14 protein-coding genes are annotated in these 19264 nt (G+C 38.1%); 11 read left to right on the top strand and 3 right to left on the bottom strand.

What is annotated here, in order from left to right; all coding sequences use genetic code 11:
• Window positions 1-12 precede the first annotated feature (12 nt).
• From hppD to H4O18_RS01405, 8 genes are all read left to right on the top strand, one after another.
• Entirely contained in the window at window positions 13-1155 is a 1143-nt protein-coding gene (gene hppD, locus H4O18_RS01440; protein WP_187581320.1) for a 4-hydroxyphenylpyruvate dioxygenase, read from the top strand.
• Between the two features lie 426 nt (window positions 1156-1581).
• The gene (locus H4O18_RS01435; RefSeq protein ID WP_187581319.1) at window positions 1582-2409 is read left to right on the top strand and encodes a DUF3108 domain-containing protein; all 828 of its coding nucleotides are present in this window, start codon (window positions 1582-1584) and stop codon (window positions 2407-2409) included.
• A gap of 1 nt (window position 2410) precedes the next feature.
• Complete coding sequence (locus H4O18_RS01430; RefSeq protein WP_187581318.1) at window positions 2411-3370, top strand: tryptophan 2,3-dioxygenase family protein; 960 nt, start codon at window positions 2411-2413, stop codon at window positions 3368-3370.
• Window positions 3371-3377: 7 nt separating this feature from the next.
• Window positions 3378-4643 carry a peptidoglycan DD-metalloendopeptidase family protein gene (locus H4O18_RS01425; protein WP_187581317.1) on the top strand — a complete coding sequence of 422 codons (1266 nt, stop codon included), beginning with the start codon at window positions 3378-3380 and terminating at the stop codon, window positions 4641-4643.
• Window positions 4644-4647: 4 nt separating this feature from the next.
• Entirely contained in the window at window positions 4648-6285 is a 1638-nt protein-coding gene (gene pgi, locus H4O18_RS01420) for a glucose-6-phosphate isomerase (RefSeq protein WP_187581316.1), read from the top strand.
• A gap of 172 nt (window positions 6286-6457) precedes the next feature.
• On the top strand, window positions 6458-9028 hold the full coding sequence (locus H4O18_RS01415; protein ID WP_187581315.1) for a TonB-dependent receptor: 2571 nt from the start codon (window positions 6458-6460) through the stop codon (window positions 9026-9028).
• Between the two features lie 92 nt (window positions 9029-9120).
• Entirely contained in the window at window positions 9121-9579 is a 459-nt protein-coding gene (locus tag H4O18_RS01410; RefSeq protein ID WP_187581314.1) for a hypothetical protein, read from the top strand.
• 103 nt (window positions 9580-9682) lie between these two features.
• Entirely contained in the window at window positions 9683-10276 is a 594-nt protein-coding gene (locus tag H4O18_RS01405; protein WP_187581313.1) for a 3-keto-disaccharide hydrolase, read from the top strand.
• Window position 10277: 1 nt separating this feature from the next.
• On the opposite strand, the gene H4O18_RS01400 is transcribed toward H4O18_RS01405, so the two are convergent.
• Window positions 10278-11333 (bottom strand): endonuclease/exonuclease/phosphatase family protein, encoded by a 1056-nt coding sequence (locus H4O18_RS01400; RefSeq protein WP_187581312.1) that lies wholly within the window; start codon window positions 11331-11333, stop codon window positions 10278-10280.
• A gap of 113 nt (window positions 11334-11446) precedes the next feature.
• Between H4O18_RS01400 and H4O18_RS01395 the strand changes: the two genes are divergently transcribed.
• Together H4O18_RS01395 and H4O18_RS01390 are read left to right on the top strand one after the other, a co-directional pair.
• Window positions 11447-14188, top strand: a complete 2742-nt coding sequence (locus tag H4O18_RS01395; RefSeq protein WP_187581311.1) for a TonB-dependent receptor — start codon at window positions 11447-11449, stop codon at window positions 14186-14188.
• Between the two features lie 103 nt (window positions 14189-14291).
• Complete coding sequence (locus tag H4O18_RS01390; protein ID WP_187581310.1) at window positions 14292-15662, top strand: DUF5689 domain-containing protein; 1371 nt, start codon at window positions 14292-14294, stop codon at window positions 15660-15662.
• Between the two features lie 2 nt (window positions 15663-15664).
• Here H4O18_RS01390 and H4O18_RS01385 read toward each other — a convergent pair whose 3' ends face one another.
• Window positions 15665-16072, bottom strand: a complete 408-nt coding sequence (locus H4O18_RS01385; RefSeq protein WP_187581309.1) for a response regulator — start codon at window positions 16070-16072, stop codon at window positions 15665-15667.
• Between the two features lie 31 nt (window positions 16073-16103).
• Entirely contained in the window at window positions 16104-18305 is a 2202-nt protein-coding gene (locus tag H4O18_RS01380; RefSeq protein ID WP_187581308.1) for a PAS domain-containing sensor histidine kinase, read from the bottom strand.
• Window positions 18306-18682: 377 nt separating this feature from the next.
• Between H4O18_RS01380 and H4O18_RS01375 the strand changes: the two genes are divergently transcribed.
• Complete coding sequence (locus H4O18_RS01375; RefSeq protein WP_187581307.1) at window positions 18683-19153, top strand: ankyrin repeat domain-containing protein; 471 nt, start codon at window positions 18683-18685, stop codon at window positions 19151-19153.
• Window positions 19154-19264 lie beyond the last annotated feature (111 nt).

Raw genomic sequence — 19264 nt, 5'->3', positions numbered from 1 at the left:
AAGTCTTTTACTATGGCAACAACGGATAAATCATCTTTAAAATTAACAAAGGAAAACTTGGAAGCCGAGGATTTTCTTCCGCTTCTGGGTACCGATTTTGTGGAACTGTATGTGGGAAATGCTAAGCAGGCCGCTTATTATTATATGGCGGCATGGGGTTTTCAACCCTTGGCTTATGCCGGTTTGGAAACAGGGCTTAAAGATAGGGTTTCCTATGTATTACAACAGGATAAAATTAGATTGGTATTAACTTCTCCCTTAAAATCTGGAGGGGATATCAATAGACATATAGACGCGCATGGCGATGGGGTAAAGGTGATCGCATTATGGGTAGACGATGCTAGGGAGAGTTATGTTGAAACAATGAAACGTGGGGCGGAAAGTTATTTTGAGCCTAGGGCCAAAAGAGATGCCGATGGCGAGGTGGTCCTCTCCGGTATCCATACTTATGGAGAAACGGTGCATGTCTTTGTGGAACGCAAGAACTATAAAGGGGCTTTCATGCCCGGATATCGGCCTTGGAAGCCCTTTTATAAACCTACGGATGTGGGACTTAAGTATATAGACCATATGGTTGGCAATGTGGGTTGGAACGAAATGAACAAATGGTGCCAGTTCTACGCAAAGGTCATGGGATTTGCCCAGCTTGTCTCTTTTGATGATAAGGATATATCAACAGAATATACAGCTTTAATGAGCAAGGTAATGAGCAATGGGAACGGCAGAATTAAATTTCCAATAAATGAACCCGCAGATGGAAGAAAAAAATCACAAATAGAAGAGTATATAGAATTTTATAATGGTGCAGGGGTACAGCATATGGCATTGGCCACCGACAATATTATTGAAACGGTTACCTCGCTGAAGAATAGAGGGGTCGAGTTCCTTACCGTACCTTCCAGTTATTATGAAGATGTGCTGGATAGGGTGGGTACTATAGATGAGGATTTGGCGCCCTTGAGTGAGCTTGGGATACTTATAGATAGGGATGATGAAGGGTATTTACTGCAGATCTTTACCAAGCCTATTTTGGATAGACCTACCATGTTTATCGAAATAATTCAGAGGAAGGGTGCAAAATCTTTTGGTAAGGGAAATTTTAAGGCATTGTTTGAAGCAATAGAGCGGGAACAAGAGTCGCGAGGAACGTTATAAAAGGGGCTTTTTCTTAACTTTTTGCTAATTTTGAGCAGCTAATTATTAAATAGTGTTAATAGAATCGTTAAAGTAAGTTAAATCTTATTTTTAAAGCGAATCTTGTATTAAATTTGTACTCGTAAGGGGTGGTTCCCTTACAACTTTAAGTATTGGTTTTTCATAATTTAAAGTTTGGTTGGTTATTTAGGAAAAGCCCAGTTTTACGACTGGGCTTTTTTTGTGGGCTTTTTTTTGGAACAAATTTTGTTTAAGTAATATCAAATAAAAGAATAGTAAAATCGTTTTTATTAATTTTACAACACTAAAGAGGTGTTATTTAGACTTTTGCAGATTATTAACCTTGCCAATTGCGTTTAATAGAACCTCTTATGTTGACGGACGGAAAGTATTTCTGGACCTTAAACAATAGATCAATTTAAACAGATGAAGAAGATTTGCATAATACTGGTTTTAATTTTTGGATTTAGTATCAATTCCCAAGTTAAGCATTTGGAGAATGATGGTGGAATTCATATGCCTGAAGATTCGGAAAATACATCAGCTTTTCAAATAGGGGAATGGTTAAAATTCAGGATACATTATGGATTCCTGAATGCCAGTTACGCTACACTTCAGGTAAAATCCCATAATTTGGATGGAGTTCCGGTCTATCATGTGGTAGGAAACGGTAAAACAACTGGTTTCGCCAGTATATTTTTTAAGGTAGACGACACCTATGAAAGTTATTTTGACAAAAAAGATGGCCGGCCTTATAAATTTATTAGAAAAATTGATGAAGGAGGATATACCAAGGATATTGAAGTGAATTTTGATCACAACAAGGATATTGCGGTACTAAACGATAAAAAAAAGGATAAAAAGTTTAATTTTACCATTCAAGAGGGTATTCAGGATTTAGTTTCGGCTTTTTATTTTCTCCGTAACAACTACAAAGTTGAAGAATTGGTAGAAGGGGAGTCCATTGAATTAAACCTGCTTTATGATGATGACGGAGTATTTAAGTTTAAACTTAAATATTTGGGAACGGAGGTTTTAAGGACAAAATATGGTAAGGTTGAATGTTTAAGGTTTAGGCCTTATGTACAATCTGGTAGAGTATTTAAGGAGCAGGAAAGTTTGTCACTTTGGGTATCCAATGACAATAATAGAATACCCATTAGAATACAGGCCGATTTGAGTGTTGGGTCTATAAAGGCCGATTTGGATGGCTACAACGGACTCAAGCATCAATTTAAAATAATAATGGATTAAAATGAATAAAGAGCATATTGATTCCCAGATTTCCAAACTAGAAGAAAAATACAAGGATTCTGGGCAAGACCTAAGCTCTTATTTGGATGGTCTTCTTTATCAGCGCTATCTTACCTATTGGGATTACATTCATTTGGATACCTTACTAAGTATCCAAGTGCCCAGGACACATTTCCCGGACGAGGAGATATTTATAATGTACCACCAGATTACAGAATTGTATTTTAAACTTATCCTCCACGAACAAAAGCAAATTGTGGATGATAAAACACAGGATGTGGATTTTTTTATAGAAAAAGCCAATCGCATCAACAGTTACTACCAAGTTTTGATCTCTTCGTTCAGTGTAATGATCAAGGGGATGCAGCGCGAGCAGTTTATGCAGTACAGAATGGCATTGCTCCCGGCAAGTGGATTTCAATCTGCCCAATATAGGATGATAGAGCTATATGCCACACCATTGGAGAACTTGGTGCACTTCTCCGAAAGGCATAATTTTTCCTCGGCAAATAGTATTGAGGATTTATATGAGCACATATATTGGAAAAAAGGAGCTACCGATGTTGTCACCGGTGAGAAAACCCTTACCCTAAAGCAATTCGAATACCGTTATACGCCTAGATTGATACGAATTGCCAACCAGGTGAAGAACAGCACTATATATCACAAATACCAACAATTGCCACAGAACAGCAAGGATAATAAAACCTTGATTGAAGCGTTAAAAGCTTTGGATATCAATGCCAACGTAAATTGGCCATTGATGCACATGGGGTCGGCATATCGTTACCTGACCAAGGACAATGCACAGATCGATGCAACGGGGGGGACAAATTGGAAGGAATATTTGCCTCCAAATTTCCAGAAAGTTGTATTCTTTCCGGAACTGTATACAAAACAAGAGTTAAATAATTGGGGAAAACAGTGGGTAGACCATATCTTTAACCCAGAAAAAGTATAGAATAACAATGCGAAAATATTGGGGCCTAGTTTTAAGTTTAGCTTTTGTAATTTCCTGTAAGGAAGATAAACCTGTAACTGACGAAATAGCGGAGGTGGTAACTATAGAAAAACCTGTCGTAGTTAAGGAGTTCGGGTTTAATTTGGATGATTTTGAGGTTCTGCGCGATACCGTAAAAAACGGGGATAGCTTTGGGGAGTTAATGCTAAAGAACAGGGTGGATTATCCTAAAATTGCTAGAGTTTCAGAACACTTCAGAGACACTTTCGATGTGCGAAAAATAGTTGTAGGAAAACCTTATCTAATTTTAAAATCGAAGGATACGATCAATAATGCACAGGTTTTTATTTATCAGAACGATCCCATTAACTATACAGTAGTAGATTTTAGAGACAGTGTTTTAGCCTATAAGAAAAAGCAAAAGGTTAAATATGTGGAGCGTGAAGCGTCCGGAATTATAGAATCGTCCTTGTCCGAAGCGATCTTGCAACAGGGCATAGATTATAACGTTACCAATAATTTATCTGAAATTTATGCATGGACCATAGATTTCTTCAGGCTTCAGAAGGGAGATAGGTTCAAGGTAATCTACAAGGAAAAGTATATCAACGATACCATTTATGCTGGTGCCAGCGGAATTGAAGCTGCTTATTTTGAACACAATGGAGAACCTTTTTACGCCTTTAACTTTGTGTCGGATTCTACCAAAAACATCAATGATTATTATGACGATCAAGCCAAAAATCTAAGACGTACGTTTTTACAATCCCCCGTGCAGTTTAGTAGAATATCCTCTAGGTACAATTTAAATAGAAGAATTGCGTATTATGGTTATAAGGTGAGGCCACATAAGGGAACAGATTATGCAGCTCCAATTGGGACACCTATCTTAGCTACCGCCAACGGCACGGTAACAGAATCTACTAGAAGAGGTGGCAACGGTAAATATGTCAAGATTCAACACAATGGAACCTATAGTACACAATATCTTCATATGAAGAACCAGAAGGTAAAGAAAGGTGATTTTGTGAAACAGGGCGATGTTATAGGTTGGATAGGAATGACGGGCAATACGGGTGGTCCGCATGTTTGTTATAGATTTTGGAAAAACGGGCAACAAGTAGATCCTTTAAGGGAAAAATTACCTGCCGCAGAGCCTATAGCGGATAGCTTAAAAACAGATTACTTGGAATTTGTAGGGCCTAAGAAAAGTCAATTGGATTGTATTGAATATATAGAATTACCTGAAGAAGATTTGCTAACACTCAATTAATAAAATGGCATTACAGAACACCGACCCGACCAAAACAGAAGCCTGGAAAAAACTTGCAGAACACTTTATAAAGAATAACAATAAAACCTTAAAGGACTTATTTGCCCAAGATTCCGATCGGGCAAAAAAACACAGTATTCGTTGGAACGACTTTTTAGTCGACTTTTCTAAGAATAGGATTACCCAGGAAACTTTAGATCTTCTTTTGCAGTTGGCCAATGAAGTTGGATTAAAAGACGCAATTCAAAAACAATTTGAAGGAGAAATAATAAATAATACAGAGGGTAGGGAAGTTCTTCACACGGCCCTAAGAGCAAATAAATCAGATGTAATCAAAGTTGACGGGGTTAATATAGTCCCGGAGATCTATGAGGTTAAACAAAAAATAAAGTCATTCACGGATTCAGTTATTTCTGGATCCAAAAAGGGTTATACGGGGAAGACCTTTACCGATGTGGTGAATATTGGTATTGGGGGGTCAGATCTTGGACCTGCAATGGTAGTGGAAGCCTTAAAATTTTATGGTAACCATTTAAAAATGCATTTTGTCAGCAATGTGGATGGGGATCATGTTTACGAAACCCTTAAAGGGTTGGATCCCGAAACAACGTTGTTCGTAGTAGTATCCAAGACCTTTACTACCCAGGAGACTTTGAGCAATGCTACTACCATAAAAAAGTGGTTTTTAAAGCACGCTACCCAAAAGGATGTGGCCAAGCATTTTGCTGCGGTATCTACCAATACAGAGAAAATATCCGAATTTGGAATCGCGCCGGAGAATGTATTCCCCATGTGGGACTGGGTAGGCGGTAGGTTTTCATTGTGGAGCGCTGTTGGACTTGCTATTGCATTGGCAGTAGGCTACAAGAATTTTGATAATATGTTGGTCGGAGCCAATGAGATGGATGACCATTTTAAGACCGCCAAATTTTCGGAGAATATTCCAGTAATTTTAGCACTTATTAGTGTTTGGTACAATAACTTTTACGGTGCAGAGACCGAGGCTATTATTCCTTATACCCAGTATTTAAGTAGGTTTTCCGCCTATTTACAACAGGGTATCATGGAGAGCAATGGAAAGAGCGTGGATAGGAACGGAAATAAGGTTACCTATGAAACAGGTACCATAATCTGGGGTGAGCCAGGAACAAATTCACAGCATGCCTTTTTTCAATTGATACATCAAGGTACCAAATTGATCCCTACCGATTTTATTGGTTTTAAGGAATCCTTGCACGGAGATAAAGACCACCATAATAAATTAATGGCCAACTTCTTTGCTCAAACGGAGGCCCTTATGAATGGCAAGACTTCTGAAGAGGTTAGGAAAGAGTTGGAGGATAAAAAGGTAGCGGAAAAAGAAATTGCCGAAATTTTGCCTTTCAAGGTCTTTGAGGGGAACAAACCTACCAATACCCTTTTTATTGATAAACTGACACCTAAGAGCCTGGGGTCGCTTATAGCTCTGTATGAACATAAAATATACGTACAAGGGATTGTATGGAATATTTATAGTTATGATCAATGGGGTGTGGAATTGGGAAAGCAATTGGCTACTGCCATTTTAAACGACATTGAGGGACCGAAAATTGCGAATCATGATGCTTCTACGTTAAATCTTTTAGATTTATTTAAGAAATAAAAGACAATTTTGCCAATACCCAACAAATGGCAATAACGTCCTGTTTTTCAGAGTTTTTTTATGTTTTTAATGTTAAATTTGCACCGACTAATTTAACATTATGGTAATATATTGTTGTAAAAATTAATACACTTTTGCAGCGATTATTTAAAACTAATTAACTCTTAGAAAAATGAAAAAAATGTACTTTGTTATTGCCGTATTTTTATTAACGGCAGTTGGGTTTGCCCAAGGAACTATTACCGGTTCTGTAGTGGATGGTGATTTTGGAGATCCCCTACCGGGAGCTAATATTTTGGTTCAAGGGACCACAAATGGGGTTGCCGCAGACTTTGATGGTAACTTTACGATAGATGTATCACAAGGTTCGGGAACTTTGGTAATCTCTTATCTTGGATTTATTAGTAAAAAAGTAAATTTCACCTCAGTTGGCAATATTGGGACCATATCCCTAAAACCTGATGCTCAGGAATTGGAAGGAGTGGTAATAGTTGGTTCGGGTATTATAGATTTGGCTGACGATAGACAAACACCAATTGCTGTATCTACCATCAAGGCTAACGAAATAAGGGAAAAAACAGGAAATTGGGACCTTCCAGAGGTTTTAAAGTCGACCCCCTCAGTGCAAAATGTAAAAGGTGGTGGATTTGGAGATGGCCAAATGTTCTTAAGAGGATTTGATCAGACCAATACGGCATTCTTGTTAAACGGGCAGCCTATTAATGGAATGGAAGATGGTAAAATGTACTGGTCCAACTGGTCCGGTGTTTTGGATATTGCCAATACAATTCAGGTACAAAGAGGATTGGGGTCTTCCAAATTGGCCATTTCTTCTGTTGGAGGTACGGTGAATATAGTTACAAAAACATTGGATAAGCGTGAAGGTGGTTTTTTCCAAACTATGATCGGGAATGATAATTATATCAAGACCACTGGATATTATTCAACCGGTTTAATGGAAAATGGCTTGTCTGTAGCTGCAATGTTGGGACACTGGCAAGGTGATGGATATGTAGATAATACGGGAGGTCAGGGACAAACCTATTTCCTGTCCTTTGGATATGTACCCAACGAGAATAATGTTTTCAACTTTATTTTAACGGGAGCTCCACAATGGCATGCTGCTGCCGGTTCCGATGACCTAAGGACCTTCTTGGATAATGGGAGAAAATATAATTCCTGGAATACTGACAATGTAAATAGCCCTAACACTTTGAATGGCGGAGCTTACCCTGGGGGTAGAAATATCTACCACAAGCCAGTGGCCAATTTAAGTTGGGATTTAACTTTTAATGAAACGTCCTCTTTATCTACCGTTTTGTACGGGTCTATCGGTAGGGGTAGTTTTGCACAATTAATTACGGATAGAAATACTGGAGAGGCCCTTTACGCAAGAGGTTCAAATAACAATCATAACTGGTCAGGTCTAGTTTCCAACTTCAACAAGAAAATTAACGAAAATCTGGATTTTAACTTTGGTGCAGATGTACGTCTATATAAAGGAATACACTTTAGGGATGTAAGGGAGTTTATCGGGGTAAATTCCGTATCTGCTTCCAGTAATTATAACGGAGGTGCCTATGAACTCACCAATGCCTATGGAGGCATCAATCCTTGGAATATTACTTTTAATCCAAATGATGATCATTCACAAAGATTTGGTTATGACTATGAGGAAGTAATTAATTATGCAGGCGTATTTGGTCAGCTGGAATATTCCAAAGATGCTTTTTCAGCTTTCTTTCAAGGTTCGGCTTCTACCCAAAGCCATGTGAGGACGGAATTTTTAAATGCAGCCAACGAAGGACAGGCGGACGAATCTGAAAAAGTCAACAATCCAGGTTTTAACGTTAAGGCAGGTACGGCATATAGTCTTTCCGATCAAAATGTTTTATTTGTCAATGCTGGTTATTACTCACGTCAGCCTTATCACAGCGATTTATATGTTGATGACAGAAATTCCAACCAACTAAATCCTTTGAGCAAGGAAAATCAGAAAATTACAGGTCTAGAGGGAGGATATAAATTTTTGGGTGATGTTATTTCTGCCAATTTAAATGTTTACTACACCATTTGGGACAATAGAATAGTGTACAGCTCAAATGATACGGATGATGATAATATTGTGGATGAATTTACACAATCCAGCCCTTTAAAGCAGGTTCACTCAGGGGTGGAATTGGAAGTATTCGCTCGTCCTGCAGACGGATTGAATTTTCAAGGCTTTGTGTCCGTGGGTGATTGGAAGTACGACGGAGACGTTACAACAACCACTTCGGATGAAAATGGAAATATATTATCCACAGGTGATGCAAGTTATATTGATGGAGTAAAGATTGGTCAGGCAGCACAATTTACTGCTGGAATCAGTGGCAATTATGAAATTTTCCCAAGATTCAAAGTAGACGCCAACTGGAATTTATACGATAATCTTTATGGGACAACTAATTTTGGCGACTCGGAATTTAGAAACCAGGATAATAGGGGTGCTATTAAATTACCATCGTACAACACAATTGATACTGGACTATCCTATAGATTATTGGTAGGAAAAGAGGAGAATAGATCCATACAGTTCCGTTTAAATATAAATAACCTTCTTGACGAAGAGTATTTGGAGAGTTCTCAGGATAACAGACATGTTGAAGCTGGAGATGACGTTTGGAACGGAGTAAATACCGACAACCGTGTTAGGTTTGGTTATGGAAGAACATGGAACGTTAGCATGCGCTATAACTTCTAATAAAAGTAACATTCAAAAATTAAGGACCCCGCTCAACAGCGGGGTTTTTTTATTCCCAAAATTCCTTACATTTATAAATTAAAATATAAACTATGGAAGATTACGGATTAGCACATCAATGGATACTCTCCTTACACTCTTTATTTGCCTATGTGGTATTGGCTGTATTATTTTTAGCGGTGGCCAATGGTATTTTGGGGTGGACGGGAAAAAAGGATTTCACCTTGAAGAAGGATTTTAGAATTAGCCTGTTTGCGCTCATTTTATCACATTTACAACTCTTGGTGGGACTAGTACTATACTTTGTGTCTTCCAATGGGTTAAATGCCATTAAAACATTGGGTATGGGGGGATTAAACTCTGCATCCCGATTATTGGCCGTAGAGCATCCTTTTATTAATATCATTGCAGTTGTATTTATTACCGTAGGTTGGTCCAAGCATAAAAAAGTAATGGAAGGTAAGAGAAAGTTTAAGACCATTACCATTTTTTATGGTTTGGGTTTAATACTTATCCTAAGTAGAATTCCTTGGGGTCAATGGCTCAATTAAATTTATTACAAGCACTCTTTGCAGCATTCTGAACTGTAGTAAGTGATGCCAGAATTGACAAGTAAAAAACATTATTCCAGTATAAATCTTATCAACTTTAAAAATGAAAAATCTATTAGTTGTTATTTTGGCTTTTATGGCCTTACCCGTAGTGTCTCAGGAATTATCCTTATTTAATGGAAAGGATCTTACGGGATGGACGGTCTACGGAACCGAAAAATGGTATGTGGAAGACGGACTACTGATATCTGAAAGTGGCCCGGACAAACAATACGGATATTTGGCCACGGATAAGTATTATGATGATTTTGAACTTACCTTGGAATTCAAACAGGAAGCCAATGGTAACAGTGGGGTATTTATCCGATCAACCATCGATGGCACCAAGGTTAGTGGTTGGCAGGTAGAAGTTGCACCGCCAGGACACGATACGGGAGGGGTTTACGAGTCTTATGGCCGGGGTTGGCTAATAAAACCAGACTCTGAAAAAGATAAGGTACTCAAGGAAGGTGAATGGAATACCATGAAAATAAAGCTTTCTGGAAGTAAATTAACTTCATGGCTCAATGGTACGGAAATGGTGAGTATTACCGATGATAAAATTGGGGAAGGTAAAGGGTCAATTGCACTTCAAATCCATGATGGTGGAGGTATAAAGGTGAAATGGAGAAATATCAAAATTGCCTTACCGCAATAAATTACTGGTCAATTTCTTTAATTAGGTGGATATAAACCGGAAAATGGTCGCTATAACCACCAATATAGTTCCCTCCGGCGTACGTTCGCAAGGGATAGCCTTTGTATTGGCCTTTGTTATCAATTAGGTAGGCCGGTTTATACACTCCGGCCTTCCAGAAGTAGTACTGTTCGGGGGCTTTATCAACTATATTGGCTGTGAAATAGATTTGATCAAATAGATTCCATCGGTCCCTATAGGCCAATGATCCCACACCTTTTTTATAGAGCATTTCCATAGGGTTGAAAAGGTCCTTAGGTTCCAGCTCGGCTATTTTTCCTTTGGTTTTTAATATATTCTTAAAACTATCGTTTATTGGGTCATCGTTAAAATCGCCCATACTGATGATTTTGGCTTCTGGATTCAAGTTGGAAATGGAATCTATTATCTTCCTGTTTAATCTGGCTGCTGCAATTCTATTGGGTTTACTCCGGGCTTCACCTCCACTTCTGGAAGGCCAATGGTTAACAATTAAGTGTATTTCCTCCCCATCCATCAGTCCACCAACGACCAATTGATCCCTAGTGTAATCACGGAAATCTTCCTCCTTGGTGAGCATTAATCGCAGACTTCTAAATGACGAGGGAATAAAGACTGACTTTTTATATAAAAGGGCAACATCAATTCCTCGTTCATCAGGGGACTCAAAATGTATTATTCCGTAGTTTTTCTCCCGTAAATTGGAATGATTGATGAGGTCCAAGATTACTTGCATGTTTTCAAGTTCGCAAAGGCCAATAATATCTGGGGAGGTCTGGGTATCGGGACTACCTATTTCTGATAGCACCTTGGACATATTGTCTATTTTTTGATTATAACGTTCAATGGTCCAATTGTCCTTTCCTGTGGGGGTGCGGTCGTCATCAAAAGTCAGGGAGTCGTTGACCGTATCAAATAAGTTCTCCAAATTGTAAAAAGCCACAGTCCTTATTTTATAGGTCTTACTTTCCTGTGCTATGGAGCTGCTTATTATAAATAGGGACACAAAAAATGTGAAGAAAATGCCCTTAGACCACATAATTGATTGAGTATGAAAAGAATAAATATTTATTTTCTTGGAATAAATTAAGAATAAACTGTCAATTATTAATATCTTAATAACCATTTTGTTAAAATATTTCATCTTTATCAATGAAAAGTGGTTTAGCAATATCCTTTTTTATACTGAATGGCATCTGGGGGTATGCACAGGAACACTACCGTGTTATGGGCATTGTAAAAGATATGGTAACCCAGGAAAATATTGTGTTTTCTGAAATCGAAATTTCCGGATTTACGCCTGCAAGACCAAGCCCCATCGATGGTATATTTAACCTTTCACCAATACGATCTGGCGATTATATAATAACTATCAATGCACAAGATTATCTAAGTAAAAGAATGCCCATTTCCATAGGGAGTCAAGATTTGGATTTGGGAATTATTTATTTGGAACGGGATATCGCCCAAGAGAAAACCGATAATTTGATAACATTGACGGATTCCGATTTGTTGGAGGATGAAAGTATTTCAATGACATCGGGAATGTTACAGGCCACTAAGGATATTTTCCTTAATAGGGCAGCCTTCGATTTTGGTCAGGCATTTTTTCGTGTTCGTGGTTATGGATCGGAAAATGGCAGAATCCTTCTAAACGGTATACCAATGAACAAATTGGTGGACGGACGACCACAATGGAACAACTGGGGTGGTCTTAATGATGTAACGCGTAATCAGGTATTTACCCATGGATTACAGGCATCGGACTTTTCCTTTGGAGGTATTTTGGGGACAACCAACATTAGTACCAGGCCTTCCACTTTTAGGAAGGGTATGCGGTTATCTGCTTCGGCTTCCAACAGAACGTATGCTGGGCGACTTATGGCTACATATACTTCTGTTGTCCCACAAAATGGAATTCATTACAGTGTTTCGGCCTCCAGAAGATGGGCAAAGGAAGGTTATATTGATGGTACTATATACGATGCGTATTCCTTTTTTGGTGCTTTGGAATATCAATTAAACGTTAAACACAGTATTGGCTTAACAAGCATTTTGGCTTCCAACCGCCGGGGAAGGTCTTCTGCCGTTACGGGGGAAGTTTTTCAATTGGCCGGAAAACGATATAATCCCTATTGGGGAAATCAAAATGGTAAAATTAGGAACTCTAGGGAAAGAAAAATTGTAGAGCCTATAGTCATGTTGAATCATTATTACAACTCTAAAAGTTTTATTCTAAATACTGGAATTTCTTATCAGTTTGGATCTAACTCCAAAAGCAGATTAGGATATTTCAATGCTCCCAACCCAGACCCAACCTACTACAGATATTTACCAAGTTTTTATATAAATAGTCCCATTGGTGCCAATTTTATAGGCGCCAATATGGCCAAGGACGGTTTTTTGGAAAATCCGCAGTTGAACTGGAACAACCTTTATAAGGCAAACACCAGTTTATCTACCCAAGGAAAAGCGGTCTATATTGCCTATGAAGATACAGCAGAGGACCAACAGTTTAATATTGCCACCATTGGTAATTACACCATAAATAATCACATAAAATTCGATTTTGGCGGAAATTATACCACTTTGGACTCGGATAATTATGCGGAAATAAACGATCTGTTGGGCTCGGATTACCATGTAGATATTGACCCCTTCTCCAATACAAAAAACGATTTGGATGGAAACCTAAATAAAACAAACGGTAACCTGTTCAACTATTTATATAATATTAAGGTCAGGGTATTTGATGTTTTTTCCCAGTGGAGCGTAACCTATCCCAGATGGGGCGCATTCTTGGGCGTAAATTATACCTCCACCGATTACCAAAGGGATGGTAAATTTAAGAACGAACGTTATTTGAACTCCTCTTTTGGAAAGGGTGAAAAAGTGGCTTTCTCAAATTTTGGCACCAAAGGAGGGATTACCTATAAATTTAACGGACGGCATTGGGTGGTTCTAAATGGGGCATATTTAACGAAACCGCCAGTTTATCAGAATGTTTTTATTAACCCAAGAGAAAATAACCAGCTTGTAAATAATATTCAAAGTGAAAAAATTACGACCACAGATCTTAGCTATTTTATAAGACTGCCCAATTTAACGGGACGGGTAACCGGCTATTATACGCGAATTCAGAATACCACCGATATTAATTTTTTCTTTGTGGATGCAGGGGTAGGCAGCGAATTTGTCCAAGAGGTTCTTACAGATTTGGACAAACTCCATCTAGGTACCGAATTGGGTTTGGAGTATCAACTTTCGTCTGCCGTAAAACTGTCCCTGGTGGCAGCGGTAGGGAAGTTTCTTTATGCGAGCGATCCTTTGGTATCCATAAATTTTGATACCGCAGGAGCGGAAGAGGATATACTTAACCCTATAGGCAGTATAGATTTGGGCATAGCCAAAATTAAGGACTACAAATTGGCACAGGGTCCGCAAAAGGCATTGGCATTTGGCGTGGAATACAGAGATCCCAAATATTGGTGGGTTGGCACCACTGCCAATTTTCTGGGGAACAATTATGCGGGTATTTCTACTATTACGAGGACACAAAGTTTTTATCTAAATCCAGAAACCGGCGTTCCCTTTCCCAATGCCACCGATGAAAATGTAAAGAAGCTATTGTCCCAGAATAAATTGGATGATTTTTATATATTGAATTTGGTAGGGGGCAAATCTTGGTTAAAAGCTGGCAAGTATATCAGTGTTTTTGCCAGCGTTAATAATGTTTTTGATGCTGTTTTTAGAACTGGAGGCTATGAACAAAGCAGGAATGGCAATTTTGGACAGTTACAACAGGATAATTTAAGTGGTAGCCCATCATTTGCACCCAAATATTGGTACGGCTATGGACGTACCTATTTTATAAATTTTGCAATTAGTTTTTGATTTTTACCATTTAAATAAAAATGGTTGAATAGCACCAAATTGGTTAGATGGTAAGGTTATATAATTTGTTCCCCGCACACGGAAAAGGATAAATAATACAACAATGAACTTTAGGATCAACAATATCATATGCATTGTGGCTCTGTTGGCTTTATTTCTTGTAATGGCCTGTGTTAAGGATAAAGACTTCGAGCCCCCCAAAGCTAATTGCCCATCGGATTTTTCGGCCAATATTACTATATCTGAGCTAAAATCGCTTTACGTTGACGAGTTGATACAAATCCAAGAAGATTTGGTTATAGAGGGTTATGTGGTATCATCCGATCTAGCTGGGAATTTTTTTGGGACCCTTCACATACAGGACAGTCCAACGAACCCCACTCAAGGCTTGCAATTGGAAGTTGACCTGAGGGATTCGCACTTATTTTATGAAGTTGGGTCAAAAATCCTTTTAAAAACTAAGGGACTTTATTTGGGTATGAGTAAGGGGGCAATTAAATTGGGAGGTGTATTTAGCGCTTTTGGAAACCCTTCGGTAGGGCGTTTGCCAGCTGCAATTGTAGGGCAGCATATACTTAATTCATGCGATCCACTGCTACCGCTGGAACCAACCAGGACATCTATAAATGAGCTGGACGATTCAATGATCAGCACTTTGGTTCAGCTGAACAATATTGAGATTATATTGGAAGAAGTAGGGCAAACCTTTGCTTTAAAAGAGGAAGAAACCATACGAACATTAACCAATTGTGAAGATTTGGAACTTGAACTACTCAATAGCGGGTATTCAGATTTTCAGGCCAATATCTTGCCTGAAGGTAATGGAACCATAACTGGGGTACTAATAAAGGATAATAAGGATTATCAATTGGTAATTAGGGATTCCTCGGATATGGACTTTACCGCCATGCGTTGCGAAGATTTGGTTGATGAATTTACTTCAACAAAAATTTTTATTTCCGAATTGGCCGATCCTGATAACAACGCTGGAGCGCGGTTCGTGGAACTTTATAACTCAGATTCTGAATTGCTGGATTTAAAGGGCTGGACTATTAGGAGATACACTAACGCCAATACAGAGGTAAGTTCGTCCATCGATTTGTCTGGATTTGTGGTCGAGGGGAATAGTACCTTTGTTGTTTCGCCCAATGCTTTGGAATTTGAGTTGATTTATGGCTTCCCGCCCGATCATGGTGTTTCCACAAATAGTCCGGCCGATTCCAATGGAGATGATAATTTGCAATTGGTAGACCCTTTTGGGAATGTAATAGACAGTTTTGGTGTGGTGGGTGAGGATGGCTCAGGTACCAACCATGAGTTTGAGGATGGCAGGGCCTTCAGGAATGAAAATGTCACAGAAGCCAACCCGGTATTTTCATTTATTGAATGGACAATATTTAATGATTCCGGTGAGGCCGGGACCATTAATCGGCCACAAAATGCTCCGGAAGATTTTAATCCGGGAATCCGCTGATCTTATTGCGTTCCAATATCCGATAATAATTTAAGCAAATCGTTTGACTTGATAGGTTTTAGGATGTAGTTGCTTACTAAGCTATAATTTTTGGCTTTAATGATATCCCGTGGGTCTATAGAGGAACTTATAATATAAATGGTGACCTTTTCAGTATTGCAATTGGGAATTTTTATAAAATCGTCCAAGAATTCCCATCCATCCATTATGGGCATATTAAGGTCTAATAAAATAATTGAAGGTAGCTCCATGCCATCTTCAACCATAGAATTTAATCCGTCTATGGCATCCTGTCCATTGTTGTAAATAACTATTTTATTACAAAAGTCGATTTCTTTCATCGATTTTTTAATCCCGTAAATGGCTATTGGATCATCATCTATAATACAACTGCTTTCAATTTTACCCATTATGTTTTTGTATTGGATTAGTGTTCAGTTCTTATGCGGCAACAAATGTGATTTTGAAAAGGGTACCTTGGTCAACTGCACTTTCCACCTCAATTTTACCATTCATAGCTTCTATTTGATTTTTTGTAATGAACAATCCAATGCCCTTCGCATCTTCGTGTTGATGAAAGGTTTTGTACATCCCAAAAAGTTTTTCCCCATGCCTTTCTAGATTTATTCCCAATCCATTATCCTTAAAATTCAAAATTATAGTTTTCCCTACTTTATTGGCTTCTATTGAAATCCTTGGAATTCTATTTGGGCTACTATATTTGATACTATTTGTAAAAAGGTTTAAAAGAATACTATCCAAATAGGCATGGATTCCTTTTACCTGAATGGATGGATCTATGGAGATATCGCATTCCACATTTTTTTGTTGTAAGTGGGCACTAATGTTCTTTTCTACGTTTTTAACTATAGTTTTTAAATTCACATCTTGTAATTGCTCTTTTGCCTCAGTGGTTATTTGTACTACTTCGTTTAAGTGCATAACGGTTTCATCCAAGCTTTCCGAAGCATCGATTATCATTGCTTCGATTTCCTTTCTTTCACTTTCTCCTTCCTCATCTACCAAATAGTTGGATAACATTGAAAGATTGGATGAGTGTGAACGTAGATTGTGTGAAACAATATGGGCAAAGTTTAATAAACTGTTATTTTGATTCTTGGTCAATTCCAAAAATTCCTCAGATTTCTTTTGGGCTTCTATTTTAGCTGAAATATCCATCACTTGGGAAATAAAATGGGAGAGATTCCCTTCTATATCCTTAACCGCGGTAACTGTAAGGACCACGTATATTATATGTCCTTTTTTATGGAAATATCTTTTCTCCAAATGGTAGCTATTACCCCTTCCCTCAAGAAGCACTTGTAAATGTTCTAAATCATCATTAAGGTCTTCTGGATGCGTGATATCCTGAAAAGTAAGTTTTAATAGTTCATTTCGGGAGTATCCTAAACTAGTACAGAGACTGTCATTCACATCGATCCAAGAACCATCCTTTGCAACCAAGGCCATTCCCACGGCCGAAGATTTAAAAGATCCCTTGAAAGATTCCTCACTTTTGTCCAATTTTAATTGAGTATTGACCAGTTGCGTAATATCCCAATTTGTCCCTACCATTTTAATGATTTTTCCATCATTATCCTTAAAGAGTCCGGCATTGGCTTTAATGTGTTTAACGGAGCCATCAGGATGAATAATTCTAAATTGGGTTTTAAAATCTTGGATACCTGACAATGCCAGGTCAAACTCTTTTAAGCACCTTTCTAGGTCCTCTGGATGAACGGTTGCTTTCCAGGATTCAAAATTATATTTGAATTCCTCTCGCTTTACTCCGAATAGAGGAAACATTTGTTCGTTCCACTCCAACTTATCATTAAGTACATTGTATTCCCAAATGCCAATATTGGCAACCTCAGTGGCCAAATCCAGCCTTTCCTTAATTTGGGCATTCTTGATCTCGGCCTTTTTTTCTTTATCTATATCTTGAAAAATTCCATAAAGACGCACACATTTTCCATCAATAAACTCTGGCATTCCTTTAGCTCGTACCCATAGTTCTTTACCTTTTGCCGTTACGATCTGCAATTCGGTGTCCCAGGTTTTTCCATGGGTTACGGCATTGTGGATCAACTTGGTAATATTTTCCCTGTGTTCCCCTTCCTTATAAAAATTTATTCCTGTCTCCAGTGAAGGGACGTAGTCCAGGGGAACTTCATGAATTTCTTTAGTAATATGGGACCAATGAATGGTATTGGTAATCATATCCAAATCCCAACCACCCATTTTCGCTACATTTTCGGCCGCTATCAAAAGCTCTTTAACATGCTTCTCTTTGGTAATGTTGGTATGAATGATTATTAATCCGCCAATCTCATCCTCTGACTGTTTCCAGGGTTTAATATTCCATTTATACCATTGGCTACTGCCATCGGGCAGTATATGCCTTTGTTCTTCAATAATATTATCCTTTAATGAAAAACTATTTTCAAGTACTTTTCTAAATTTTTGTGGGGAATTGGGAATTATATCAAAAAAGGATTTTCCTACAATATCTTTGTTCGAGGCCGTAAATGCTTCTTCCCAAACACGGGAACAATTAATAAAACACAGGTTGGTGTCTAATGTGGCAATGGCTATAGGTGCTTCTTCTATTGATATCGTTCGTGATAACGTCTCCAGCATCATGTATTATTTTAGGGGAATTAACTGAGTATTTTATATAAACGTAGGAATATACGTATAAATTGCGAGGTGGATAAAAATTCACAGAGGGTGGTGTTTTTATTTGAATTATACAACTGGACTATGCAGGCCCTCGGATTGAAATTAGTTAGTGATTCGCATGAAAGATTTATTTATTCTGGAAGACAATTATGTGTAGTATGGGTGTTGCTATAATAATTAAATATACAATTTGGAAAAGATAACCTCCTTATGGCTAAATAACTATTTGGAATGGTATATTATAATGCAGTGGCAATAGGATGTATTATGCTTAATACTATAAATTCAATGAATAAAATTGATGGTTTTTTTATACATTTAACTAATGGTAATTAACTATGAACGAATTCTTCTTTAACGAAATTAGAAATGGGAACTTTGATGAGGTAAGTGCCATATTGAAGAAGAATCCCATTCTACTGGATAGCAAGGACCAAAGGGGGTCTACGCCACTAATTTTATCTACATATTACGACCAAGAGGAAATTACCGATCTTTTGTTGGAAAGTGGTGCCAAAATTGATGCTAAAGATGCCACTGGCAATACGGCTTTAATGGGCGTCTGCTTTAAAGGCTATACGGACGTGGCCAAAAAATTAATAGATAAGGGGGCCAACGTAAACGAACGCAATACTATGGGAGCTACTTGTCTTATTTATGCCGCAACATTCAATAGGGAAGAAATTGCAAAAATGCTTTTGGACAAAGGTGCAGATACCACCATCAAAGATGTACGAGGCCTTTCTGCCTTGGATCATGCAAAAGAACAAGGAGCGCCATCACTAATTGCCATGCTTGAAAAGGCCTAAATAGGATTCATGTATGATCAGGTGCAGTTCTCGCTTGTTCAAAGGAATAGGGCATTTGTACAAACTGGCCATCTAAAATCATCCTTTAGTATATTTTGATTAGAGTAATAG

The organism is Arenibacter arenosicollis (genome assembly GCF_014397245.1).
In the GTDB taxonomy this organism is placed as follows: Bacteria; Bacteroidota; Bacteroidia; order Flavobacteriales; family Flavobacteriaceae; genus Arenibacter; species Arenibacter arenosicollis.
Note: the sequence above shows the minus strand (reverse complement) of the source record. Positions and strands in the feature narration are given on the sequence as shown.